At 41.3% G+C, this 26,504-nt stretch carries 23 protein-coding genes; 2 read left to right on the top strand and 21 right to left on the bottom strand.

The features are described from left to right. Window positions 1-118: 118 nt before the first annotated feature. The 4 genes from IPP86_17130 to IPP86_17115 all read right to left on the bottom strand — a co-directional run bounded on the left by IPP86_17130 (window position 119) and on the right by IPP86_17115 (window position 4,012). Window positions 119-871 carry an ATP-binding cassette domain-containing protein gene (locus IPP86_17130; protein ID MBL0140222.1) on the bottom strand — a complete coding sequence of 251 codons (753 nt, stop codon included), beginning with the start codon at window positions 869-871 and terminating at the stop codon, window positions 119-121. Beyond that, complete coding sequence (locus tag IPP86_17125) at window positions 864-1,730, bottom strand: ABC transporter permease (protein MBL0140221.1); 867 nt, start codon at window positions 1,728-1,730, stop codon at window positions 864-866. The genes IPP86_17130 and IPP86_17125 overlap by 8 nt, the downstream gene beginning before the upstream one ends. Before the next feature lie 73 nt (window positions 1,731-1,803). Next, the gene (locus IPP86_17120) at window positions 1,804-2,763 is read right to left on the bottom strand and encodes an ABC transporter substrate-binding protein (GenBank protein MBL0140220.1); all 960 of its coding nucleotides are present in this window, start codon (window positions 2,761-2,763) and stop codon (window positions 1,804-1,806) included. A gap of 157 nt (window positions 2,764-2,920) precedes the next feature. Next, complete coding sequence (locus tag IPP86_17115) at window positions 2,921-4,012, bottom strand: hypothetical protein (protein MBL0140219.1); 1,092 nt, start codon at window positions 4,010-4,012, stop codon at window positions 2,921-2,923. A 303-nt stretch (window positions 4,013-4,315) separates the two neighbouring features. Here IPP86_17115 and IPP86_17110 point away from each other — a divergent pair, with 303 nt between their 5' ends. After that, complete coding sequence (locus IPP86_17110; GenBank protein ID MBL0140218.1) at window positions 4,316-4,810, top strand: hypothetical protein; 495 nt, start codon at window positions 4,316-4,318, stop codon at window positions 4,808-4,810. 73 nt (window positions 4,811-4,883) lie between these two features. Here IPP86_17110 and IPP86_17105 read toward each other — a convergent pair whose 3' ends face one another. The 16 genes from IPP86_17105 to IPP86_17030 form a co-directional block, all read right to left on the bottom strand. Further along, window positions 4,884-5,846, bottom strand: a complete 963-nt coding sequence (locus IPP86_17105; protein MBL0140217.1) for a T9SS type A sorting domain-containing protein — start codon at window positions 5,844-5,846, stop codon at window positions 4,884-4,886. A 251-nt stretch (window positions 5,847-6,097) separates the two neighbouring features. Further along, the gene (locus IPP86_17100; GenBank protein MBL0140216.1) at window positions 6,098-6,895 is read right to left on the bottom strand and encodes a TPM domain-containing protein; all 798 of its coding nucleotides are present in this window, start codon (window positions 6,893-6,895) and stop codon (window positions 6,098-6,100) included. Between the two features lie 90 nt (window positions 6,896-6,985). Next, window positions 6,986-7,432 (bottom strand): TPM domain-containing protein, encoded by a 447-nt coding sequence (locus tag IPP86_17095; protein MBL0140215.1) that lies wholly within the window; start codon window positions 7,430-7,432, stop codon window positions 6,986-6,988. Continuing rightward, window positions 7,432-8,007 carry a LemA family protein gene (locus IPP86_17090; protein ID MBL0140214.1) on the bottom strand — a complete coding sequence of 192 codons (576 nt, stop codon included), beginning with the start codon at window positions 8,005-8,007 and terminating at the stop codon, window positions 7,432-7,434. Before IPP86_17090 ends, IPP86_17095 begins: the two co-directional genes overlap by 1 nt. Before the next feature lie 174 nt (window positions 8,008-8,181). Then, window positions 8,182-8,667, bottom strand: a complete 486-nt coding sequence (locus tag IPP86_17085) for a hypothetical protein (protein ID MBL0140213.1) — start codon at window positions 8,665-8,667, stop codon at window positions 8,182-8,184. A 1-nt stretch (window position 8,668) separates the two neighbouring features. After that, window positions 8,669-10,000 (bottom strand): tRNA lysidine(34) synthetase TilS, encoded by a 1,332-nt coding sequence (gene tilS, locus IPP86_17080; GenBank protein MBL0140212.1) that lies wholly within the window; start codon window positions 9,998-10,000, stop codon window positions 8,669-8,671. 66 nt (window positions 10,001-10,066) lie between these two features. After that, entirely contained in the window at window positions 10,067-11,368 is a 1,302-nt protein-coding gene (locus IPP86_17075) for an anthranilate synthase component I family protein (protein MBL0140211.1), read from the bottom strand. 108 nt (window positions 11,369-11,476) lie between these two features. Beyond that, complete coding sequence (locus tag IPP86_17070) at window positions 11,477-12,235, bottom strand: SDR family oxidoreductase (protein MBL0140210.1); 759 nt, start codon at window positions 12,233-12,235, stop codon at window positions 11,477-11,479. A 231-nt stretch (window positions 12,236-12,466) separates the two neighbouring features. Next, entirely contained in the window at window positions 12,467-13,600 is a 1,134-nt protein-coding gene (locus IPP86_17065; protein MBL0140209.1) for a T9SS type A sorting domain-containing protein, read from the bottom strand. A 30-nt stretch (window positions 13,601-13,630) separates the two neighbouring features. Next, a complete protein-coding gene (hemH, locus tag IPP86_17060; GenBank protein MBL0140208.1) occupies window positions 13,631-14,644 on the bottom strand; it encodes a ferrochelatase in 1,014 nt (337 codons plus the stop codon). Between the two features lie 60 nt (window positions 14,645-14,704). After that, a complete protein-coding gene (lpdA, locus tag IPP86_17055) occupies window positions 14,705-16,102 on the bottom strand; it encodes a dihydrolipoyl dehydrogenase (GenBank protein MBL0140207.1) in 1,398 nt (465 codons plus the stop codon). Between the two features lie 197 nt (window positions 16,103-16,299). Continuing rightward, the gene (gene lnt / locus IPP86_17050) at window positions 16,300-17,922 is read right to left on the bottom strand and encodes an apolipoprotein N-acyltransferase (protein ID MBL0140206.1); all 1,623 of its coding nucleotides are present in this window, start codon (window positions 17,920-17,922) and stop codon (window positions 16,300-16,302) included. Window positions 17,923-17,985: 63 nt separating this feature from the next. Continuing rightward, window positions 17,986-18,756 carry an SDR family NAD(P)-dependent oxidoreductase gene (locus IPP86_17045; GenBank protein ID MBL0140205.1) on the bottom strand — a complete coding sequence of 257 codons (771 nt, stop codon included), beginning with the start codon at window positions 18,754-18,756 and terminating at the stop codon, window positions 17,986-17,988. A 3-nt stretch (window positions 18,757-18,759) separates the two neighbouring features. Continuing rightward, window positions 18,760-20,676 carry an amino acid permease gene (locus IPP86_17040; GenBank protein ID MBL0140204.1) on the bottom strand — a complete coding sequence of 639 codons (1,917 nt, stop codon included), beginning with the start codon at window positions 20,674-20,676 and terminating at the stop codon, window positions 18,760-18,762. 83 nt (window positions 20,677-20,759) lie between these two features. Beyond that, on the bottom strand, window positions 20,760-21,797 hold the full coding sequence (locus IPP86_17035; GenBank protein MBL0140203.1) for a hypothetical protein: 1,038 nt from the start codon (window positions 21,795-21,797) through the stop codon (window positions 20,760-20,762). Between the two features lie 254 nt (window positions 21,798-22,051). Continuing rightward, complete coding sequence (locus IPP86_17030; protein ID MBL0140202.1) at window positions 22,052-23,359, bottom strand: hypothetical protein; 1,308 nt, start codon at window positions 23,357-23,359, stop codon at window positions 22,052-22,054. A 138-nt stretch (window positions 23,360-23,497) separates the two neighbouring features. Here IPP86_17030 and purL point away from each other — a divergent pair, with 138 nt between their 5' ends. Continuing rightward, window positions 23,498-25,726, top strand: coding sequence for a phosphoribosylformylglycinamidine synthase subunit PurL (gene purL / locus IPP86_17025; GenBank protein ID MBL0140201.1), 2,229 nt, complete (start codon window positions 23,498-23,500; stop codon window positions 25,724-25,726). Between the two features lie 10 nt (window positions 25,727-25,736). Here purL and IPP86_17020 read toward each other — a convergent pair whose 3' ends face one another. Beyond that, entirely contained in the window at window positions 25,737-26,378 is a 642-nt protein-coding gene (locus tag IPP86_17020) for a DUF1211 domain-containing protein (GenBank protein MBL0140200.1), read from the bottom strand. Between the last annotated feature and the right edge of the window lie 126 nt (window positions 26,379-26,504).

Below are 26,504 nucleotides of genomic sequence, written 5' to 3'. Positions count from 1 at the left end.
ATACTCAAGATTTCATTGAAATCCAGTGTGCGGTTATACCGGTTTCAGATATTGATTTTTGGTATGCCTGGTCGAGGACCATTTTGGAAATTGGCAGGGGCAACGAATTTAGAAAAAATCACTCACTGAACCAACTCATAACTTCATTGACCTCTAGCTCTCGCTTTTGAGCTGTATTCAAATCCCTTAGAATTTTGCCTGATTTGAGCTGAATTAGCCTGTCTCCATACTTTAACACTTCCTTTACCTGGTGGGTAATGAGTAGGGTAGTGAGACCCTTTTCATGAGCAATTTTTGACGCTAGTTCCATGAGTAAAGCAGAGGTCCCCGGGTCAAGAGCTGCTGTTGGTTCGTCCATCAGCAATATATTCGTCCGATCCATCGTGGCCATGAGTAAGGTAAGAGCCTGTCTTTGACCTCCGGATAATGTTCCCATAGGCTGGTCGATTTTATCCTCAAGGCCCAGATTCAGGCTTGCAACCTGTTCTTTTACCTCTTTCTTAAAAAGCTTGTTGCTTCCTACAGACAACCCTTTTTTTTGCGTTCTTAAAGAAGCCAATCTGAAATTTTCAAGGATGCTGAGCTCCGGGGCTGTACCGGATAAAGGGTTCTGAAAAATCCGACTGATGTATCTGCTGCGCTTATGATCCGGCAAATGCGTGATATCTTTCCCATTTATCAATATCGAACCTGTATCCGACTTGACGGATCCGGCCAGTAGATTGAACAGTGTTGACTTTCCTGACCCGTTCGATCCGATCAGGACTACAAACTCACCATCCTTCAATTCCAGCGAAAGCGGTTGCAATGCTCTGATCTCATGAATGGTCCCGGAGCCAAAGGATTTACTTATGTTTTTTAATTCAATCATTCGCCCGTTTCAAATTAGGAATACTAACCACCAGCAAAACGAAAACAGCTACTACCAGTTTCAAATAGAGCGCGTCAATTCCAATAGACAATGCAAACGCGAGAATCATCCTGAACAAAATACTTCCAAGGATAACACCCAGTAAATGCTTTGTGATAGAAGTAACCTTTAATGCCTTCATGATTATTTCACCGATCATTACCGAGCCAAGCCCCAGGATCACAATGCCAATCCCCATATTGATATCGGCAAATCCCTGAATTTGCGTAATCAGAAATCCACTCAAAGCGGTTAACCCGTTCGCGAGGGCAAGGCCGATGGTTTTCATGTTCCGGGTATTCACACCAAATGCCCGGATCATGATTTCATTATTGCCTGTTGCCCTCATGGCCAGACCAAAATCTGTTTTTAATAACCAGGAAATTTTTACCCAAAGAATCAGTATGATGATGCCCACTAAAAACAATTGCCTGTTTAAATCATCCCTTATCCATGTGAAGTCGGAAAAAATGGAGGGTACATTTACAAGGGGAATATTCGATCGTCCCATGATGGCTAAATTGATCGAATACAATGCCGTCATCACCAGGATTCCGGAAAGTAGTGCGTTAACTTTCAGTCTTGAATGAATGAGACCGGTGAGCATTCCTGCAATGGCCCCGGCTATAAAAACAACTGGAAGTACGAACCAGCTTGTCCATCCGGAACTGATCATTACTGCTGTAATCGCTCCACCCAATGTGAAACTACCATCCGTTGTAATATCCGGGATGTTGAAGATGCGCATGGAAATAAAAATTCCCAACCCGAGCGACGCGAAACCCAAGCCTAAAACCACCGCTGATAAATACAGGTTCATCATGAGAACTTGCTAAAATCAAATTCTATTTATGTGCACACATCATCGAATTCGCAATACTTTGAATTGTATGTCAATTCACTGCCGTGAATGTTGAATCAAATGCTATGTTGAAACTTTTCGCTTTCGCCGAATTGAAAACTCTTCGACGTGAGATCACGATTTGCGGCTGTAAGCCCAGGTATGATTTTTTTTTCAAAGCGACAGCAGCCTGCTGACCGGTTTGATAACCCCACTGATACATATCCGCTCCAAACGCGGCTACTGCACCACGTTTAACAAGACCTTCTTCGCTCGTAAAAACAGGAACGTGCGCGTCGTCGCAACTCTTTACTATAATCTCCATGGAGGAGAATACTGTGTTATCAGGCAATGCAAAGAAAACGTCAATCTTCTTGGTGAGCAGTGAAGCAACTACCAGTTGGGTTTCATTTGAATTGTTTACAGGAAGTTTCTCCAGCTCAAATCCGAGTGCATGGCAGGTATTCTCAATTCGCTTCAATGCATCAACCGATTGTGGTTCCGACTGGTTGAAGATTGTTCCAATACGTTTTGCTGAAGGCAATGTGGATTTGACCAGCATCATCGCTGTATCGATGTAATCAAGTGTTTCGTAGGTACCAAAAAGATTCAATGGAGCATGACCTTCATTGTCTGTCAGTCCTGCAATATCAGGACGGGGAGAGACCATCATGAAAACGGGAATCGTTTTTGTTTTTTGAATGGCCGTGATGGTTGATAAAGTAGGGTTAGTCGCAATTAAATCTACCTTTTGTGAAATCAGATAATCACAGGCTTGTAGCAATGTTGGTTGATCATTCTGAGCATTTCGATACACTACTTCCAGTGTTTTTTGCATCGGGTCAAAACCGCTGTCTTTCAAGGCAACAAAAAAACCTTTTTTTGCCTGTTCAAGTGTTTCGTCCTGTAGCAGATCCAGAAAACCAATAACCGGTACCGTTCTTTGTGTAGAAGATTTACAGGCAGCGAAAGCAATTATAAGGAGAAGGAAATAATGTGGCTTCAGTTTCATATCCGTCAAAATGTTGAAAGCGAAGATACAAAATTGTAATCAAGCGGATGAGCGATGTTGAACCGATTGAATTATGAATGGAGGATGGACAGGTGTGAGGATCGCATAAAAAAAGGTTTCCCCTTGCGAGGAAACCTTCTGAATATTCAATCTGTTATTACTTGTTTCTTTTTCCGCCTCTTTTATCATCCATTGCATTGCCTGGAGCGGATTTTATCTGATGATTATTCATCATCACCGGGGCTGGTTTGCCGGCTGACTTAGGTGCACTCTCATTTTGAATTGCTACCGGTTTACGACCAGGTGTGGCAGGACGTGTTTGTACTTGTTCCCGCGGAATGGATCCGTTAGTGTTATTTTTTATCTGACCCTGATGGGATTCTTTCGGTTTTATTTGTGTGTTCTGTTTCGACGGACGTGGCTGAGCATTTGTGTTCACACTTTGAGTTTCTGAATGAATCACGACAGGATTCTTTTTTGTGTCAGTATTCATTACGGAACGCGGATTCTTAGCTTGGGACTCTGTTTTAGGATGTGCAATTTCAGTTTGATGATTGAGCACAGTATTGTTTTTTGGTCTGCTCATTTCTGACTGTTGCGCAAGTCCATTGTTTTTTACATCCTTTTGCGAGACGTTCTTCACGTCATATTTTACTTTGACTTCCTTGTTCGATCTTTTATCTACAAAAACCGGACGACTTTGGTTTTCATCGAATGCACGCAATGCTACGTTATTACCAAGTGATTGACGTGGAGCATATGCGGTTTTGTAATATCCACGTGGATACAATTCTTCGAAGTGTGAATGACGTAACCATGGATTATAAGTGTTACGGTTCATGATCACGATGTATGAATTGTATGGATTGAAACCGTAATACGTTTGAATGGCGGGAAGTGTCACCACGTGGACCCAGCTGTAACCGTCGAAGTACCAGTAATTCTGTGCGAATACATCGTAATAAACCATGTAATCAGGGAAGTAGTAATAGTGGACTTCGTTAACATATACATATGGAGGAGCCCAGACTGGGACTACAGGAGTAACTACAACAGTTTGAACCGGTGCCGGAGGTAAAGTGGAGGCATAAACAGGTTCAGGAGCTGGAGCAGGTGCCGGAGTTGTGTAAACAACTGTTCTTGGATGTGGTCTGGATTGTGCAACAAATACCGGACTGCAGGAATAAAAAGCATTTGCAAGAGTCGCTATCGCGAAACCGGCAATCATTCTTTTTGAAATAGAGTTCATTGTATTTTGGGTTTGTGAAGGCTGCTTTCCAAGTTCTGTGCCATTTCAATTTCAGTTGATTTTTCAAGATGAACGAGAAGTGAACTTCAAATTGAAATCGTTGTTTTTGATCTGAATTGAGCGATTTTTCTGTTCAAACTTTTCACTGTTCATTTTTAGAAAAAGGAGGGAAGAGCGATCTTCCTGTGTTTTCTATCTTGCACGGCCGGTGGAATAATGTGCATGAACAATAATTTTCATCCGGATTTTTTGAATGAAGAATGTAAATGATGATAAGTTGCCAAGGATTCAAATTCTCAAGAAATGAAAACCGAAAGTTTGCTCAAACCTGCATCCATACAGGATTTGAAAGCTGAATTGAATGTGCTCACACCAGCGGATCTTAAAAAGATTTGTTTGCGTCTGGCGAAACATAAAAAGGAGAATAAGGAATTGTTGTCTTTCCTGATCTATGAATCCCACAACCCGGAAGCATTCCTGAATAAGGTGAAAGGCGAAATCGATATTTTATTTCCTGAAATAAATCAGAGTAATCTCTACCTAGCGAAAAAAGGTTTGAGAAAAATATTGCGAATTACTAATAAACATATTCGCTTCGCTGATTCTTATGAAGCGGAAGCGGAGCTATTGATTCATTTTTGTGTGCAAATGAAAAATTCCGGAATTAAATTTCAAAAAAGTCAGGTTCTCCTAAATTTGTATAATCAACAATTAAAAAAAATAAACGCTGCCATTTCAAAAATGCATGAAGACCTGCAATTCGATTATCAGCAGGAATTAAATAAAATTAGTTTATAGGCAAGCAGGTCTATTCTTCAGAAACAAAAAAAGCTGTCAGTGATGACAGCTTTTTTTATCCCTGACGAAATAATTATTTCTGAACAATGATCTTTTTAGATGAATGGTAATTTCCAAATGTCACATTCACCATGTAAGTTCCGTCAGCAATTGAACTTATGTCGAATTGGTGTGTATGGTCGGTCATTGTATTCACTTTCTTACTCAAAACAACTCTGCCGGTAAGGTCCATAATTTCTACTGACGCATCAGTTGTGGAATTGCTGATAAGAACGTTCAGACGATCACTTGCCATGGTCGGGTAAACCGCGACATTTTTGTCGTATGCGACACTTTCCATTCCTGTTGTACCGTCACAAACTACAGGGAGAATGGCCATGGAAATAGAAAGTCCCCATGAATCTACATCATCAAAAGGATACCAGGATGTGCCATCTGACCACAATTCCCACGCTGTATTTGGAACTGTATTGCCATCTATATTTGAATAGAGAGCCACCGTGTCTCCGGCTGCATAATCGAATTGAATACCTGCATAGAAATAATCCTGCACCGTTGGAGGAACCGGAAAGGTAATAACGGAAATTGTCTGGGCAGCAACATCATCCGCCGCTCCCTGGTAAATGTAATTGGTATTGGCCAGGATTCCGCCCGGGAAACCTGCAGTTTCATCCCAGATGTTTACGCTAAATGTGTCCGTGGCATTAGCCGCAGTTGCAACGGCGAAATAAAGCAGGAGAGCACTGACGGTTCCGCCAACATGATTGTTATTGGAAAAGCGATCAGCTTTACCCAGATCGCCAAAAGAATTTTGCCCTGTTACATATCCAATGGAATCCAGATATACTACGAGAGTGTCAGTAGGATGAATGTTGCTCAATGTATCACACAGCAACAAACTTCTTTGTGTGGATGAATTCAAAGGGGAAGTAGCAGTATGCGCGCTGTACCCGATTGTATGTTTTTTCGGAAGCGAGGCATTTGAATAAAATGCTGACAGGCACAGTGCAAAAGAGAGAAGTAGAGTTTTTTTCATGTTATTTTTTTTAGTTGTTCAAATTTAGTGATTATAAAAGTGGTAAATATGGAATTTTAGCTGAGGATGAAGAATTTGGCAAATTCTGTCATGTCCGACAATATTTTTACACTGCTATGATTTATTCAGAAATTATGAAATGAAATTAATAATGTAAAAGATGAAAAATCGGATAGGCGTGCAGTAAAATTGAGTTCTGAAATATCTGTTTTTATTCAATGAGTAGAAAGAAGAGTAGAAAGGAAATTCATCTACCAGGAGCCACCTGCACCGCCGCCTCCGGAACTTCCTCCTCCGAAACCACCAAAGCCTCCGCCACCACCGCCACCACCGCCAAAACCACCACCGCCCCAGCCACTTCCGCCTGAGAAATCGTTCCAGGATCCACTGCTTCTGCGGGTTGCAGCATTCAAAAGCGCCCAGGCTGCCCAGAAAGCAAGGTTGTTCATACGAGCATAACGACTAACATGTCGGATGCGTGCGAAAATGACAATTCCGAAAATGAAAAGAAACATCAGGATCATAAACCATCCCGGACTGTTTTGATTCTTGCGATTCATGTAATCGTCGGCAGTGTATTCGCCTTTGACAATTGACATGATGGTATTTGTCGCTGACTCTATTCCTTCGTAATAATTTCCCAGTTTAAAATTTGGTAATATATCACGATCAACAATTCTTTTGCAAAGAATATCCGGCAAGACGCCTTCAATTCCGTAACCTGTGCTGATGAATACTTTTCGGTCTTCCTTGGCAACAAGAATCAATACACCGTTGTTTTTATCCTTTTGTCCGATACCCCACTTGTTGTAAAGTTGCACCGCGTATTCAGAGATATCATAAAAGCCGGTGGATTGCATCATCACCACAGCAATTTGTGTGGAAGTGGAATCATTGAAGGCCACCAATCGCTGTTCCAATGAGCCTGTTTCTTCAGCAGTGAGGGTTTTCGTGTAATCCGTGACCAGCCGGTTGGAGCGTTCCGGAAAGTCATCCGCGATTACAAAACCGGGCAACAGGAGCAAGAAGAAGAAAATTATCCGGGACATTTTTGGCTGACGACTAGGGGAGTAGTGAAATGTAGGAAGAAGTAATTGACATGCTGTGCAAACATTTCTGTTGATCAAAGAAATCTACCTTCAGGGTTTCTTGTTATCACCAAAAACAATTTCATTCGAAAGTTCGTTGGTGTCGTTATCCAGAAGAGGAAAGAATTTTCCAAGAGCATGTCCGCTCATTTCAATTCCTTTACTCAGGCCTTTCACAAAATCACCTTCTGTGAAATAATGCTGCATCTCTAATTTTATTTCGTGCCAGAAATCCTTATGCACTTTTGCATTGATGCCGGCATCACCAAGAATAGCGAAGCTTTTGGATTCAAGAGCGAGGTAAAACAACACTCCGTTACGCTCCTTGGTTTCATGCATTTTTAATTCTTTGAAAACATATGCGGCACGGTCCAATACATTCTTGCCGCATACGTCTTCAACGAACAGACGAATTTCACCTGAAGTGTTTTTCTCAGCTTCAGTAATCGCTTTTACGATCACATCGCGTTCCGTCTGTGTGAATTTTCCGCTTGCCATTAGAATTTAACGGTTGGAGCTTTTTCAGTGCCTTTGTCAGCCTCGAAATACGGACGCTCTTTGAAACCAAACAGACTTGCAAAAATGACACGTGGGAAACGAGCTCTTCCGGTATTGTAACCTTGTGCAGCCTCATTGTACTGACGACGCGCTTCCGTGATCCGGTTTTCTGTGCCTTCAAGCTGTGCCTGAAGATCAGAGAAGTTCTGAACAGCTTTCAGTTGGGGATAATTTTCGGCAACGGCTAACAGACGGCCCAGTGCACCGCTTACCTGAGCTTGTGCTGCCTGGAATTCTGCCAACTTTTCAGGAGTGATATTGTTCGGGTCAATTTGAATAGATGTTGCTTTTGATCTGGCTTCAGTGACTGCTTCCAAAGTGCTTTTTTCAAAATCAGCAGCACCTTTTACTGTATTTACAAGATTCGGAATAAGATCGGAACGACGCTGGTATTGCGTTTCTACATTTGCCCAGGCTTTGTTAACGCTTTCACGCGAACTAACCAGGCCGTTATAGGAAGTAATCCCAACAATCACTAGAAGACCGAGGATAATCCAGATAAGGTATTTTTTCATTTTAGTGGTGGAGTTTATGGTTTGTCTTAGGGTGTATATTCAACAAATAAATTTACTTTTTGTTTTGTAGCCAATCATTTACCAATGGAAAATTAATTTCAATTTCTGCCGGTTAAATGGCCACTGCAAAGGTAAGACGTTTTGGGGAAGAAAATATTGTTTCTGAAAGAATGCTCAGCGCGAAACAAGATCTTTTAAAATTTTTTCAAGCTCTGTGGCCCTTTGAGTGCCAATTCGATAGGGTGTGCCTTCCCTGTCGGTGATTTCAACTGCATCATGACCACCGGTGTAAAAGCGAATCAATCCGTTTAAATGCAAATTAAAAACTGCGTTATTCAAATGATATTTACTGTATCTCTTCTTTTCGATTTTCGTGATACTTCGCAGATCAATTTTGACCTTTCGCGCGGTCCAAAGACCGTCCAGTTCGATAAAGGATTTATAGACCCGGATTTTGATGTGTAAAACAAACAAGAGAATAATGGAGATTACAATAATACCAATGCCCAAACCGAAAAAAAGATCACCGTTACGTCCATTCGTAGTCTTCCACCAATACAAAGCAAAACAGAACAATGCTAACGACAGCCGACGCAATAAGCTCAACTGATTATAGCCCAAATATTGTTTTTCCTCATACAGAGGTTTTTCCTGTTCCATATTAAACGGGGGAATTCCGGATTTCAAATACCCTTTTTGTTGTTTCGCTGACCTTAAATCGGTCGTCAATTCCAAGCCCTAAGATACAAACAATGTCGCCTCCCGACAAGAATACCCGACATTTCTCCTTATCAAAGAGGGAAATTTTTTTATCAGTAAGAAAATCGCTCAGTTTTTTCTTATGCCCCAATCCTAATGGGTAGAAAAAATCACCCGCTTCCCATGTTCTTAATTCTAAAGGGAACTGCAGTTTGTCAAGATCCAGATACTGGATGGATGGGTTTTGCCTGAAATTCAGTTTTGCATCTAAACTCTTAATAGCCAAGTCGATACGAATGGTATCAAGAGATAACTCCTGGTTTGCTTTCCTGATTTTTATACTTCCTTTGTCTTTCCCTCTTCTTTTTTCAATTTTTAATTTGCCCCTGTCAAGCAACAAGCGGAATTCTCCTTCAATGAAAACTTTTCCGGTCTGACCGGCACTTAGAATTGAATTAGCCGAAATCGTTATTCCGATTGAATGCAATAATGCGGAGAGCATTTGTTCTGCCTCTTTCAGACGGGAAAGGTCCTTTATCCGGATCTCCCATTGATCCTTTGCTTTTTTAAGAAGAAATTGTTTTTGAAGTTTTTTAATTAATTCATCGTACGCCAAAGATGCAAGCTGAAGATGATCCAGATTAGATCCCATTCTTTTGGTAAAGCCCGGCTGAATTTCTGTGAGAACAGGAATGAGGGAATGACGGATTTTATTCCTGAGGTAAACATCACTTTGATTGGATGCATCTTCCCTCCAGCTGAGTTTATGCATCAACGCAAATTCCAGGATCTGATCTTTTCCCGCAAAAAGCAGCGGACGAATAATTTTCCCTGAACGAACCGGAATTCCTGTTAGACCTTTGATGCCGGTGCCTCTGACAAGGTTGATGAAAAAAGTCTCTATCGAATCATCGAGATGATGAGCTGTAGAAATGAGATCATAATTGAAATTGATTCTCGTTTCTTCAAACCACTCGTATCGAAGTTTTCTGGCGGCTTCCTGGATAGATAATTTTTCTTTTTCGGCGAAAGTTCCTGTATCGAACTTTTTTGTGTGGAAGCGGACTTTGTATTTTTTTGCAAGATTTTTAACGAAAGTTTGATCCGCTTCGGATTCCTTGCCCCGTAAATTAAAATTGCAATGCGCAATGGCGAAATTGATTTTTGCCTGATGAAAAAGCGCTGCCATCACAACAGAATCCAACCCGCCGCTCACAGCCAGCAAGACTTTGCTTTTCTGTTGAAACAGTTTTTGTTTCCTGCTGTTTTCAGAAAATGCGGAGGAAAGGGTCATGTTATTTATTTGACAGAACTGATCGAATTCTTCGAGCCGAAAGATAAGAAAATCGTTTGGTGATCATCAGAGAGATTGTCGCAGAGCTTTCATCATGCCTTCCGCTTTGAGCAGACATTCAGTATATTCAAATTGTGGATCTGAGGAAATTGTGATGGCACTGCCAACCATAAAATTCAGGTACTTGTTTTTCCTGTTGTATTGTATACTTCGGATAACCACATTGAAATCAAAATCTCCATTGGGATCAAAATAACCAACAGCTCCTGAATACAAACCCCGTTTTGTTGATTCAAATTCATCAATCAGTTGCATGGCACGTATTTTCGGAGCTCCCGTCATGGATCCCATTGGAAATGCGGCTCTAATTGCATCCAGTCCCTCAAGACCGGATTTTAATTCAGAACTTACAGTGGATATCATTTGATGCAATTGACGGAAAGTGTAGATGCCAAACAATTCTTCCACCTTTACACTTCCTTTGGCTGCTGTCCGGCTCAGGTCATTTCTGACAAGATCTACGATCATCACATTTTCACTTTGTTCCTTCGGATTGTTCCTGAGTGCTTCAATGATGTTTTTATCTTCCTCCTCATTTTGCCCTCGTTTTGCCGTTCCTTTAATAGGCTGGGAAATTATTTTATTTCCTCTTTTTGCTAAAAATCTTTCCGGACTTGCACACATTAAATAATGCTCTTCCATTTGATAATAACATGAAAAGGGCATAGGGGAAACATGGTTCAGTTCTTGGTATACATGTGCAGGAGAGATGTCTGTATTTTCAGAGAAAAATTCAACACAGTAATTCATTTCATAGATATCTCCGCGTTGAATATGCTTTTGAATATTCTCAACATTCGAAATGTATTGTTCTTTTGAAACCTTCGCCTTTAAAACGGGAGGAGGAGTCGTTTTATCCTCCTGATATTTTTCTGTGAGTTGTTTTATGTGTTCAATTGTTGATTCTTCCGAATCAATTTTTGAGTCATATTCTACACGGATTGCGTCGTCAAAAAAGATCAGAACCCAGCGTGGTCGAAAAAAATGAAGCACCGGAAATCCGATGAAGTCATGGTTTGAAGAAGAAAGGTTTTCCAATTGATTTTTAAGATCAAATGTGAAGTAACCGAAATGCCAATCTTTTTTATCGATGAAATTCTGAAGGCTGGAAAACGAATTCTCCTGACGAATTAATTCTTCTATACTTCCAATAGCCGAGATCATTTTGAACTTCCCATATGGATCAGAAGTTGCTTGTGATGATTGATTACTGTTCAATAATACTACGGGAGAAAATTTCCCTGCATTCAAAAGAAAATTTTCTATAGAAAAATCTGAAGGAAGGGAGAAGTTAAGGCTCTGACGCATTTGTGCGTCAAAAGTAACAAGAATTAGCAATTTTGAATGGAGAGCAGCAAATAGAATTTTCCCGGAATTTTTTCCTTACAATGTTATAAGCATTTCTAAATCTGCTTTTCAATATGCAGTCCAACCGCCATCAGCAGTGATCACTGAGCCGGTGATGAAACTGGATTTATCAGATGCCAGGAACAAGGCCAGTTCAGCGATTTCTCCCGGTTCACCCATTCGAGGCATGCTTGCTGCACCAAGTCCCATTCTTTCAAAACCGAATGGATGAGGCTTCATTGATGCACCGATATTTGTGTTTACTCCTCCTGGTGCTATGGCATTGCATCGGATTCCAGTTTTTGCATACATGAAACCAATGTTCTTTGTAAGTCCGATGACTGCATGTTTGCTGGCCGTATATGTTGCACCGGCCCTGCAGCCTTGCAATCCTCCAACGGAAGCAGTATTAATAATACTACCGCTGCCTTGCTTTTGCATGATCGGAATCGCCTCGCGACAAGCAAAAAAGACTCCATTCAGATTTACGCCAAATACCTTGTTCCACAATTCATCACTGACTTCAGCTACCGGAACGAAATCATCCATGATGCCAGCATTGTTGACAAGGATGTCCAATTTTCCATACTCTTTCAAAGCCAGGTCGATCATTCGTTTTATATCTTCCTGTTTGGATACGTTCACTACAATCTTTATTGCTTTCCCTTTTTTTGATTCGATTTCTTTTACAATAGTTTCAAGGTTTGCTTCGTTCATGTCCGCGCAAACTACAGATGCGCCTTCTGCTGCAAATAAACCCGCAATAGCTTTTCCCATGCCTGAACCTGCACCGGTGACAATGGCTACTTTGTTATCAAGAATTTTCATGGCTTCGTAATTATTATTTTTTCCACTATAAAATTACGACGAAGCGGAGGGAGATATTATTTATAAATGAAAATAAAAATGTAAATGATCTCCATCATGAATTGACAATAAACTATAAGATTTTGAAAAAGAAAATTCGTCATATAAATCCTGGAAAATTGAATAATTGCTAAAATCGATGAATGAAAATCCTGCAGTAATTTTTCCTCGCATTTTCAATTCAGCACAAATTTATTTGGCAATGATCAAAGGAGTCCGGGAAAGGGTATTTTCAGTAGTAAAAATGATGTAATAACAACCGGCAGGAATTAGTTCTGTATTTAAATTAATCTTCTTAGTGAATTCTCCGGAAAGTATAGGTCTGCCGGTAATGTCCAACAGATCAAAACGAGTTGTTGTAGATGAAATTTGTTCAGGAGCACAAAGTGTAATTTGTGAAGAAGCCGGATTGGGATAGACTTGAAAGATGAATGGATTTGTGGCATATTGTTTAATATCGGTGGGAGGATTTCCTCCAGTATAGATCATCAGGTATGTGCCATTCAACTTTCGAACAACACTCGGATCTCCACCCTGAATATTGGTGTGCACATAACCATTCCAAACCCCGCCGTTCGGAGTAGCATTGTACCAGATGGTGCTACCGCCACAACCGTAAAATCTCATCTCGGTGGAATCCTGAATCATGTAATTGCCGGTCCAGTTATGCATGGAATCCGATTGAATATTTTGAACAGGATTAAACTGAACCCCATTTTGTGAAATGAAATGGAAAGCACCGTCTTGCGGCGCGCCGGCAGGACTCAGGTAATGCCAGGCGTGATTAAAAAATGCGACAGCAGGATCAATGAGCCTGTTAGTAGGATGATCCGCCCTGGCGCCAGGTTCGAATTCAAAATTAATTCCATCAATACTTTTGGCAGAATAGGTGTTGATTAAAGAATCGCTCGAAGGTCCCATTCCATTGCTCGAAGAATAATACAAACGAAGACTGTCATTGGCAAATCGAACCAGCGTCGGGTCGAATGGCCTTTGAAACGTTGGTGGAAAATTATTTATGGTAATAGGGATAGGAGAGGTCCAGCTGAAACCATCATCGTACGAAAATTTTACTGCAACACGGTCCCATGTAGCAGCACCGATAGGTTCCCGGAACCATTGAAAAACTGAAATGAGTGTATCGCCTTTCCAGCGCATGAGGCAGGGTACGCCTGAAGAATCCTGGAACATGACAGGCTGGGAAAAAGTGATTCCGTCATTCGAAGTACAGCTGAGTAGCGGATGTTCCCATGGTGGAGATCCCTGGGAAAAACTATTTTTTACAAAGAAAAGTAGCAATAGGAAAAGTTGGAAAAAGACTTTCATCTCCGTATTTTTATTGAGAATGATACTCCGTCAACGCGACAGTTTTTCGAGCATTGCAATACCGTCCGGTGAGTCGTTAAGACTTTCTACCAACTGAATTTTTTCTCCACCGTGCTCTCTGAAGAGTTCATGGTATTCAACTCCGATTTCATAAATAGTTTCGAGACAATCCGATGTGAAGGCAGGAGCGAAGACGAGCATCTTTTTCACACCTTTTTTCGCCAGGGATTTTATCGTTTCGTCCGAATAAGGTTTGATCCATGGATCTCTTCCCAGCCGGGATTGAAAGCAAATGGTGTATTTCTCGGGAGAAAGAGAAAGTGCTTTAGCAAGCAAACGTGCTGTGTCAAAACACTGAGCACGATAACAAAAGAAATTCTTCTCTGTAAGCTCCGCGCAACAATTTGAATTCCGCAAACAATGATCGAAGCTGTCCGCTTTTCTCATTTGTCTTTCCGGTAAACCATGAAAGGAGAATAAGACGTGATCATAAGTTTCCGGTTGGTATTTCTTACCAATATTGGCAAAAGCCCGGATAAAATCCGGATGATTGTGAAAGCTATTGATAAATTCAATTTCAGGAACAACCTGCCACTGACTAACAATTTCCATTATCTTTTGCTGAACGGAACCTGTACTTGCAGAAGCATACTGCGGAAAAAGCGGAATGACCTTTATCTTTTTAAAGACCGGTTTTTTAAATTTCTCCAATACTGAACTAAGTGACGGACTTTGATAACGCATAGCAAATTCAACCTGGAATTCACTGCCTAATTTTTCCTGTAATAATTCCTGCTGACGTTGTGTATAATAGAGCAGGGGAGAACCATTCTGATTCCAGATTTTAGAATACAGTTTGGCAGATTTGGGAGCCCGGAACGGCGCGATGATAAAATTCACCAGCGCAAATCTTCCTGCAGCGCTGATATCGATTACTCGAGGATCGCTTAGGAATTCCCGTAAATATTTTCTTACATCAGGGGTAGAGGGGCTGTCCGGTGTCCCCAGGTTCACTATCAGAATTCCTGTTTTAAGAGCTTGCATTGTAATTCTACTGAATTAGATGATTGGTAAATAGCTGAATTTATTTTATTGCAGCCTGACTCAAATATGTATCGCCCTATTTTCTGTTGCGGCGAGGCAGGCTTCTTTAAAGACTTCGGTATATGTTGGATGTGCATGACTCATTCGGGCGATGTCTTCCGCGGATGCTCTGAATTCCATGGCAACAACAGCTTCGGCAATCATATCCGCTGCACGAGGGCCAATCATGTGTACACCTAAGATTTCATCGGTATCCGCGGAGGCCAATACTTTTACAAATCCGTCAGTATCCATGCTTGCCCTTGCTCTTCCACTGGCTTTGAACGGGAAAGATCCTGTTTTGTATGGAATGCCTTTGGCTTTGAGTTCCTCTTCTGTATAACCGACTGCTGCTACTTCCGGCCATGTATATACCACTCCGGGAATGAGTAAATAATTGATATGAGGTTTTTGGCCAGCGAGTAATTCCGCGACAAAAATACCTTCTTCCTCTGCTTTGTGAGCAAGCATGGCGCCCTTTACTACATCACCAATCGCATAAATTCCCGGAACGGAAGTTTGCAAATGTTCGTTTACTTCAATACGTCCTTTTTCATCCAGTCTTATTCCTGCAGCATCCGGATTGAGTCCTTCCGTAAAGGGTTTTCTGCCTACGCTTAGCAAACAATAATCCCCGTCCCATGAAACTGTAGCTCCCTGAGAATTTTCGGCGCTGACTTTTACACCATTGCCCTTTGTAGAAACAGAAGTCACCTTGTGTTGCAGATAAAATTCAAAGCCGAGTTTGCTCAAACTCTTTTGTAATTCTTTTCCCAGTGACTTGTCCATTGTACCGATGATTGAATCTGTAAATTCAACAACCGATATTTTCGAGCCGAGGCGGGCATACACAGAACCCAATTCAAGTCCTATCACGCCTCCTCCGATAATGATGAGGTGCTTTGGAATTTCCTTCAGATTTAATGCCTCCGTTGATGTGATCACTCTTTTTTTATCAGGTTCTATACCCTTTAATGAAGCGGGTTTGGATCCTGTTGCAAGGATCGCGTTTTTAAATTCCAGCTCAACTGGATCTTTGCCTTCCGCTTTAACTTGGATTTTTTTCGCACTTAAAAAAGAAGCTGTACCCGTGTGCACATCAATTTTATTCTTCTTCATCAAATAACTGATGCCACTCACATTTTGTTTAACTACATCGTCCTTTCTGGAAATCATTTTTGACAGATCAACACCGAGTTCCTTTAGATTGATTCCATGCGCGGCGAAATGATGTCCTGCATTGTAATAATGTTCTGACGAATCAAGAAGCGCTTTGGAAGGAATGCAGCCAACATTGGTGCATGTTCCACCGAGAGAAGGATATTTTTCAACGATTGCCGTTTTCATTCCCAATTGCGCGCAGCGAATTGCCGCCACATAGCCGCCGGGACCTGAACCGATAATGATCACATCGTAGATCATAATTTTTTTATTTAAATATTCTCTAAACCTGAAATGTGTAAATCAGGCTGATGGAATGAACCGCGAAGTTACAACAGTTCTTTCAAATGAATAAACCTTTAGAGTGTTGATTCTGAGGAGTATTGGATTGAATAGAAAGTATTTTCCCTGAATTTGCAATAGGAGTATGTTCGATACTTGTTTCAGGGAAAGATTCACTTATTGATCAGCTTCCTGAAACTCATAAAAACAAGAATACAAGCGGACAGAAAAGATGCAATGAATCCCAGATAATCACCATGCCGAGCATAGAATGTACGGATGGAATTTTTTAAAATAGTCTCCTGAAAAGCGTCTTCTTCCCACCAACTGCTTTGCCGGACAACATCTCCGCGTTGGTTGATGAAACAGGATATGCCGGTGTTGGCAGAGCGTGCAATACTTTTTCGGAATTCCACCGCGCGCAATCTCGCATAATTCATATGCTGACGATATCCGGGAGTATTTCCCCACCATCCATCATTTGTTATCACCGCGATGAATTCCGCTCCGTTCCGCACATACGCGGCCATGAAATCACCATATATAGATTCATAACAAATCGCGGGAGCAACGAATGTACCGTTCGTTCCGATAAAATTGTTACGGTCATCCTGTGTGCCAAGACTTCCTGAAATTCCACCTAATGATAATGCGTAACTTTCAAGGAAACCGAAGATTTTCGGATAGGGCATTTTTTCAACACCGGGAACAAGTTTTGATTTGTGATAGATTTGTAAACTATCACGCAGGTCTATTTGAATGGCAGAATTATATGCGTCGTAATATGCGTCCGCGTCTTTAAATTTTCTCGCGGTAAGACTGGGCTTTTCATCTTTTCCATAAGCTTTGTAGGAAGAAAGTCCGGTGATGAAATTCAGACGCGGATATTTAGAAATATACTTTTTGATAAATTGAATTTCAGCATCCGCGTATAAATTTTCTTCCCAAATTCCATCAGGCAATGCAGTCTCAGGACAAATTACATAATCTGTTGAAGTATCAATGACGGTCGAAGCGAGTCGAAGAATTTTTGTCAATTGTGTCGGCCCTGTACCGGTAAATTTTTCATTGTAAGGATCGATATTGGGTTGAATGATCGAAACTTTCACCGGCGTTCCTTTGTCCGTGTGGTGACGATACAGATAAATAGAACCCAGCAGTGGTACTGTAACCAGCACAATTAAAATTGTACAAAGTACGAGGGAGTTAATGCGCCTGATCTTAATGAGAAGATCTTTGCTCCAGATACTTTTTACCAGTAAGAAAACAAGAATGTTGATCAAAAGTACCCACAAAGAGCCACCCAGAGTTCCTGTGTATTCATACCATTGGATCCATTCCGGTTTTGTCGCGAACACATTCCCGAGCGTTAACCAGGGCCAGGAGATTTCCCAATTCAAATGCAGATATTCAAAAGCTATCCAGTAAATTACGAAAGCGAGATAACCCCAGAAGGAACCAAATTGTCTTTTGGTGATGAAAAACAAAAGCCAGATGATGGCCATAAAAAAGCTATTGATAGCGAAAGCGACAATACTTCCTACATCTGTCGAATTCCAGATCCACCAGGTCGTGAGTACATTCCATACCAACATGCTTAAAAAGAAATTCCCAAACATCCGGAAACCGGAACGTTTCACCTTGCCACTTGCGACGAGGTAATCCATCCAGAAAAGTGGGACAAAAGTGATGAAGATGAGGGGAACAAATCCGCGTTCAGGCCATGCCAGCCAACCCAAAACTCCGGTAAGGAAGGCGCAACTGAACAATAAAATGGTAGGCCGGATTTTTGACATATTTCCTTGCAAGATCATTAAAAAAACACAAATAGAAAATTGATCTTTTACTGAAAATCCGGCTTAGGATTCGTTAACTTTTTTAACAATATAAGCGGTATTCGCCTGTGCAAGAGGAGTGACCACGATATCATTCAGTACAACGTGCCGTGGCCGTGTCGCGGCAAAGAATGCGATATCGGCAATATCTTCAGCCTTCAGGGGTTCGTAGCCTTCGTATACTTTCTTTGCTCTTTCCGGATCGCCTTTGTAGCGTACAAGTGAAAATTCTGTTTCCGCAGCTCCGGGATCAATGGATGTCACTTTAATGCCGTGTTCAAGCAAATCGATACGCATACTTTTTGTCAAGGCGTCAACCGCGAATTTTGTGGCACAATACACATTGCCTTTCTGATAAGCTTCTTTGCCGGCAATGGAACTGATGTTAATGATGTGTCCTGATTTTTGATTGACCATAAACGGCATGATGGCTCTGGATACATAGAGTAAACCTTTTAAATTGGTATCAATCATGAGTTCCCAATCTTCGATTTTTCCATCCTGAATGAGGGAAAGTCCTGCAGCCAGACCGGCATTGTTTACCAGCACATCAATTTTTTTCCAATCGTGTGGCAGGCTGTTAATCGATTGTTCTACTTCTTTTTGATTTCGAACATCAAAGGGAAGGGATATCACCTGAGTGCCGAATTGTTCTGTAAGTGTTTGCTCTATTGCACGCAAACGATCTTCTCTTCGTCCGTTCAGAATAACATTGTATCCGTGTTCAGCGAATTTGAAAGCGATGGCTTTTCCAAAACCAGCGGTGGCGCCTGTAACAAATATAATTTTTTTCATAGATCAATGCTGAGTATTCAATTTACTGTTTTTATAACTGAAACTAAAATAAATGACAAGTCCGATCACGAGCCAGATTCCAAATCCCATCCAGTTGGTAACTCCCATCTCACTCATCATATACAAACAGCTGACAAGCCCGAGAAGCGGAATCAATGAGAGTTTTTTGGCAATGGCCCAATAGGTCAGCCACAAACAGGTAAGAATGAAAATCCAGGTAGGTATTTTGTGTTTGAAAACATCCCAACCACTTTCAAATTTTTTTGTTTCCGGAATGCGGAGATTGGAAACGAGATTCTTATAGTTTGATTCATCCTGTTTTGACAGATAAGCTTCCAGATCTCCATTGCTTGATTTGTATCCTTCAGGGTCTGCAAGACTTACTTCATAACGCGCGTATTCAGCTTCTTCCTTGTTCAGATGACTTACAAAAGTAGTTGCATCCAGTAAACGACTTTCGTTTCCAAGGAATTTCTCTACATTTTCTTTGTTGTATGTAAAACTCAGAACAATGGCGAGAATAACAAGTGCCGGCATGATGTAACGGGAATTCACATAAGGTGTTTTGAATTTTCCCCTCGGAGCATCGGGCATCGTTTCCAGTTTGAGTACACCGGCGCAAACCAATACGAATGCAAATAAAGTTCCGATACTGCAAAGATCAGTCACCATCGTAAGATTCATAAAAAGGGCAGGTACAGCAACTACGAATCCGGTAACAATGGTGGCGTAAGACGGCGTATGGAATTTTGGATGGATTCTTGAGAATTTTTTTGGAAGCAAACCATCACGACTCATACTCATCCAGATACGTGGCTGTCCAAGCTGGAAAACCAGCAATACGCTTGCCATGGCTACAATCGCGCTGATTGCAATCACTCCGGAGAACCAGGGCATGTCGAGTTTTTGAAAAACGAATGCCAGCGGATCACCCACAGCAAGCTCGCTGTAATTCACCATACCGGTAAGCACAAGGGCAATCACGATGTATAAAATGGTGCAAATAATCAAAGCCCACATCATTCCGCGCGGCAGGTCGCGTTGCGGGTTCTTGCATTCTTCAGCGGTGGTACTGATTGCATCGAATCCGATGTAAGCAAAGAATACCGCTGAAACTCCTTTTAACACTCCACTGATTCCATTGGGAAGAAAAGGGTGCCAGTTATCTGTATTTACATAAAAGGCTCCAACGAAAATGACCATGAGCACAATGGCGATTTTTATCAGTACCATGATATTACTCGCGTTTCGGGATTCACGGATACCACGATAGACAAGTCTTGTTATCAGGATAATAATGAGCAATGCAGGTAAATCGGCTACAAGATGAAGTCCGAATAATTGTGGAGCACCGGTCCAGGCAGTATAAGCCTCCTGCAAAGGAGCATCAAGATTGCCAAATTGTTTCCCGCTTACCAACAAAGCTTCCGCTTGTTTGAATCCTTTCATGGCGGTCAGAAAATCCATGGTCATCCATGCCGGGACATGTAAGCCCATATTGTTGAGCAAGCCGGTGAAGTAATCTGACCAGGAGATGGCTACAGTAATATTACCAATAGCATATTCCATGATGAGCGCCCATCCAATGGTCCAGGCGACGAGTTCACCAAAAGCGACATAGCTGTATGTATAGGCGCTTCCGGAAACAGGAACCATGGAAGCAAATTCCGCATATGCAAATGCGGCAAACCCGCAGGCGATAGCGGTAAACAGAAAAAGGAAGATCACGCCCGGTCCGCCATTCGCGCTCGCGTTTCCGATCGTACTAAAAATCCCCGCGCCAATAATTGCAGCGATTCCGAATGCTGTAAGATCCCTTACGCCAAGGTGTTTGCTGAGGGAATGGTGCTCCATTGATCCTGCATCTTTGGATGCCTGATCCATTATTTTTTCAACTGATTTTTTTCGGAAAAGATCCATACTTCAATGCTTATGCTCGTAAACGTACTAAATTATGAGCAATCTAAAAACCGGAATTATTGGAAATAAACGATTCGTCCGGATCATGTTTTGTCCCCTGAAATTCCTGTCCTGAATTGCTGATTCCTGCTCAGAGATTCCGCGAAAAGAAGGCATAGTAATAAAATCGCCGGTACTTTTAGACGGATTAATAATCCGGTAATCGGGATAGTCATTCCAATCAAAAGAAACACTCCTACAAAGAAATAAAGTGCCATCCAATTCATTGGATTTTGAACATTAATGTTTCGTTGGTAAAGGAGAAATGCAAACAGGAGAACCAATATTATATTTTCAAGAAAAAACGGAATCAGCAATTTGTTTTTTAATTCGGTGGGAGAAGGGTGAACGATTGGGTTGATGAGTGCTTCAGGAATATTGCTTAAAAAACTTTCATAGCTTGGCTGCAATTCCTGCAGTTCAAACTTAGTCCTGGGATCGGCATCAGCGCTGAACTTAATAAAGTTTGCCTGCTTTTGATAAACAATCCAGGTAGGATTTAAATACGGATTGATCATTCCGCTCACAACAACAATAAATACAGCAATGATATGCGTTGTGAAAAATACAAGCGGAGTTCTTTTTGTTTTTTTGAAATGACAAATGGTCCAACTGATCAATGAAGGAATGAGTATAATAAGAAGATATGCTTTAGAGTAAATGAACAATAGCAGGATCAGTAATAAAAAAATGACACCTTTAATCCTTTGCCGATTACTAAACAGTTTTTGGATTGAGAACAATAACATTCCAATCAGAAATACTGCCCAGCTTTCCTTTGAAATCACCGATGTCCAGCAAAGTAAGCCTGGCAGAAAGAGCATTCCATACATGGCGATCTGAATGGCTGATTTACTGAGGTAAGTTGCTGAAACTTTTAACACCTGAATAATTCCTGTCATCGAGAAAAAGCAAAAGAAGAGCGCGTGTACAAAAGGATTTCCTGTTGAAAGAAAGGATATGAATGTATTCAACCGCAGAATGATTCTATTGTCGTTCAAGCCCATGTCCCATGGATATGTATACCAGCCTGGAACTCCGTTCAAAAATACAACAGCATCATAATTTTCGATGCCAATCATGATTTTTAAAAATTGTATTGGATCTGTTAAACTGAGATGAAATAACTTTTGGCTTGATTCAAAATATCCGACCATGTCTAGATTTCTGAAATGATAAAATCCCAAATAGGTTATCATCATCCCGGCGCAAATTTTAATTCCAAAGAGAATTTGCACTTTCCGAATTGAAATTCCCGGCACAGTAAAAAAATTAAATTTGCCAATGATGAAAAGTAAGATGGCTGAATAACCCAGTGGCAGAATGAAATTTGGCATCAGGCTTTTGAGTTTAGAATTTTCTGAAACCATGCCTTCACCCGAACGGTGTCCATTAGCCCCAATAGTATGAAAATAAGAAATGGAATTCCAATGATCCGGTATCTCACCATTGCGCCTAATACAGGAGTGATCATTCCAATGAAAATAAAAAGTGTGAGGATGAATCCAACAGAAAAGAGCAGCAAGGGAAATGGTTTAGTGCCTCGTTTAACAAAAAATAAAAGTAATAGAACACTGAGGGTCAGGAAAAAATTTTCCAAAGCGGATAAAAGTACCGGTGCGGAATCCGCTTCCCATAGATATGGCCGAAACAATACCCTTGAGAATGCCTGAGGAATTTGTTTAAGGAATGAGAAAGTAGTGAGAGGCGTATTCGGTAATTCCAGCAAGTGTCGCGCATTTCCTGAAACAGCGATCTGTTCAAAGCTCGTTCTTTTTGTCTCGAGTATTTTCAGAAAGTCAAATTGAGGTGAAACGTATTTGGATGAAAAGAAAATTAAAGCGAACAGGGAATAAACAATACTAAATTTCCGGATATAATTTACCTGAGATTTGGTGCAAAAATAATAAGCGGTGACAGCAGGGAGAAGCATGAACAGGATATAAAATTTATTGAAAAGCAATCCGGTTATTCCCAGCAGAAAGCCCGCGACTGTAAGAAGACTTATTTTCTTTTCTATAAATATACTTTGGAAGAAATATAAAAATATCCCGACGGAGAAGAGCAAAAGACCATCTTTCAACAGGCCGGATCCCCAGAACAGGAGTGAAGGAAAAAGAAAAAGCGCAAGAAAGAAGAGTTTGTTTTTATTCTCCAGACCCCTGTTAAGGAATTTGTACATGCAGATTAAGCCTGTAAAGGAAAACAGGTTTAATAACACAATATGCACATAGTAATACCCCAGACTTATAAACTGAAATAAAACGTTCAACCGGATAATACTCCTGTTGTCATTGAAAAACATTTCCTTATTGTTCCAGGCAGTCATGCCCATGTAGTACTTTTCTTTCAGATCCTGAGCGTCCGCATGATAGCCAGTGAACATCCGGAGAAAATCCTTTGGGTTGTCCCTGAGTGATTCGAAGATTATCCGGCTGTCATCAAAAAATTTGAATGTATCAGCTGTGCTTTTATCGGTGTAGTATCGGGAATATACAAGGCCCAAACTGATGCCTGCCAATACTTTGAGGACGAACATTCCCTGAAGCCAAGTTGCGGGTATCGAAGGCAGACGAAAAAAAGCGATGCGTGGCATAAGTGCCAGTATCAAACCAGTATAGCCTGCGACCAGGATCCATTGCATAGGCACAAAGTTCAAACCTGTTTTTTCCTTCCTGTGAAGTTTTCAACAGGTCGTGAATTTCACGATTCTTCAAAAATACTGAAATAAATTATCGTTATTTTTGCAGCTCGAAAATCATTCATTTTTATTTCCTCATTCATGTCAGACGTTATGGAACAAGCGGTTACAGTTGATACCGCCAAAGATTTGGGTTTATTGCCTGAAGAATTTCAAAAAATTAAAGAATACCTCGGCAGAACACCGAATTTCACCGAACTCAGCATCTACAGTGTGATGTGGAGTGAACATTGTTCTTACAAAAATTCAATAGTCTGGTTAAAGACATTGCCTAAAGATGGCCCCCACATGCTGGTGGCCGCCGGAGAAGAGAACGCCGGTCTGGTTGGGATCGGCGATGGTCTTGCTTGTGCTTTTAAAATAGAGTCTCACAATCACCCTTCAGCAATAGAGCCTTATCAGGGTGCTGCCACTGGGGTTGGTGGTATCAATCGTGATATTTTTACAATGGGAGCCCGACCTGTGGCTCAGTTAAATTCACTCCGTTTCGGAAATCCCAACCTGGAAAAAACCAAATGGCTGATGCGTGGTGTCGTTAAAGGTATCGGGGATTATGGAAACGCTTTTGGTGTTCCGACGGTTGGCGGCGAAGTCTTCTTTGATGATTGTTACAATGTTAATCCCCTGGTGAATGCGATGTCAGCGGGAATAGTTAAAGTCGGAAAAACAATATCCGCGACTTCCTATGGTCTGGGCAACCCGGTCTTTATTGTTGGTTCAGCGACCGGGAAAGACGGTATTCATGGTGCTACATTTGCTTCCGGTGATCTCCACGAGGATTCAGCGGATGATCTCCCTTCTGTTCAGGTTGGAGATCCTTTTACTGAGAAATTATTGCTTGAAGCCTCTTTGGAGCTGATTGAAACCGGAGCTGTAGTTGGTATGCAGGATATGGGTGCAGCCGGAATTATTTGCTCTACCTCTGAGATGTCAGCAAAAGGGAAACACGGGATGATTATTCATCTTGATAAAGTTCCCGTTCGTCAGAAAAGTATGCAGGCCTGGGAAATTTTATTGAGCGAATCGCAGGAGCGTATGTTAATCGTTGTCAGAAAAGGCAAGGAGAAAGAAGTACAAAAGATTTTTGAAAAATGGGATTTGAATTGTGTTCAGATTGGAGAAGTGACTTCAGGAACACAACTCAAGTTTTACATGAGTGGTGAACTGGTTGCTGATGTACCTGCTGATTCATTGGTATTGGGTGGTGGAGCTCCTGTTTATAACAGGGAATATTCTGTTCCGGCATATTTTTATGAAAGCAAAAGATTTTCAATTGACCAGGTAGAAGAGCCGGAAGATATGCGCAAAGTGGCGGATTTTCTCTTGTCGCACCACAATATAGCATCACGCCGCTGGGTGAGTACCCAGTATGATTCCATGGTTGGTACTGTAAACATGAGCACCAATGCGCCATCAGATGCGGCGATTGTAAATATTAAAGGAACAGAAAAAGCGATCGCGCTTACTGTAGATTGCAATGCCAGATATGTATACGCTGATCCGGAAAATGGTTGTGCGATCGCAGTCGCTGAAGCTGCCAGAAATCTTGTTTGTAGCGGAGCAGAGCCTTCGGCAATTACGAATTGTTTGAATTTTGGAAATCCTTATAACAAAGAAGTATACTGGCAATTTGTACAGGCAATCAAAGGTATGGGTAAAGCCTGCCGTAAATTCCAGACTCCGGTAACCGGAGGGAATGTTAGTTTTTACAACCAGAGTTCAGATGAAGGTCCGGTTTTTCCGACCCCAACAATCGGTATGCTTGGTGTTCTTGAAAACAAAAACAACAGGATGTCACTGAATTTTAAGAATGCCGGTGATAGTATTTTTCTTATAGGTGAATCTGTTAACGATATATCCTCCTCTGAATATTTGTATTCTTTTCATGGAATCAAGACTTCTCCGGCGCCGCATTTTGATCTCGATGTGGAATTCAAGGTGCAGCAGGTTGTGAAAAATCTTATCCGCAAAGGACTGATCGAATCCGCGCACGATGTTTCTGACGGAGGTTTGTTTATTTGCCTTGCGGAATCAGCTATGCCCGGAAATCTTGGCTTTGCCATCGAAACGGATTTCGATTGCCGCGCGGATGCATTTCTTTTTGGAGAAGCACAGGGAAGAATTGTAGTTTCTGTAAGTCCTGAGAAGCTGGATGATTTCGTAGACGCTCTTGCTTCTACAGATGTAGAATTTTCAAACCTTGGTTCCGTTACTGAAGGTGAAATTCTGATCGATGAGGAATCATTTGGAAGCATTCAGGAAGCACGCAACTTGTACGATAACGCGCTCGATAAACTTTTTGCAAACTAATCGAATGGTATCAATCCCAATGAGGGGCGACATCTTTGTAACGTCTCTTTAAAACAGGAATTATAATCAGGATTGATAAAGGAGAAAAGTAGGCGAAATCCATATTCACAAAGGATAAGACGATTGCCAGCAGGAATGCGAATGGTGCTACCAGCACACGCATGAAATTGTATTCCACATATTTTCTGTTTTCCAGACCTTTGCTGAGTTTGTTTTTTGGATTGGAAATGTAATTCCAGAGATCCATCACTTTCAGGCCAACAATAATGATGTTCAGACTATACCAGATGAGAACAGGCTGACGGTAAAGGTATTCTGAATAAAGTGCCGAGGAGAATGGCATGAATGCGATCCAGAAAAGCAAATGCATATTTTTCCAGATTAATTTTCTATTATAGGCGACAAGATAACTCATGATCTTATGGTGAGTGATCCAGAATATTGCCACAACATAAAAGCTAAGAATAAATCCGATAAACTGCTGACTCATATTCCTGAGTATGATCCAGATTTCGCGGTTGGATAAACTTGCATCGAGGTGTGGAACCTTCAGCTCAATGACCAGTAAAGTAATCGCGATCGCGAAAACAGCGTCACTGAAAAAGATGATGCGTTCAATCTGGGATTCCTTTTTGTGATGCTCTGCTGTCATGGAGATGGGTTTTCTTTCGGCAATATTGCAAATTCCAATGATTTGGGCAATGTCTGTTTCATGAGGATAAATTCTGCCTTTTCAAAAAAAAATCTCACCTTTATTCTCTCTACCAAGGTAAAATTA

This window comes from Bacteroidota bacterium (assembly GCA_016720935.1).
GTDB lineage: Bacteria > Bacteroidota > Bacteroidia > AKYH767-A > 2013-40CM-41-45 > JADKJP01.
The sequence above is the reverse complement of the archived record's forward strand: the minus strand, read 5'-3'. Positions and strand labels throughout refer to the sequence as shown.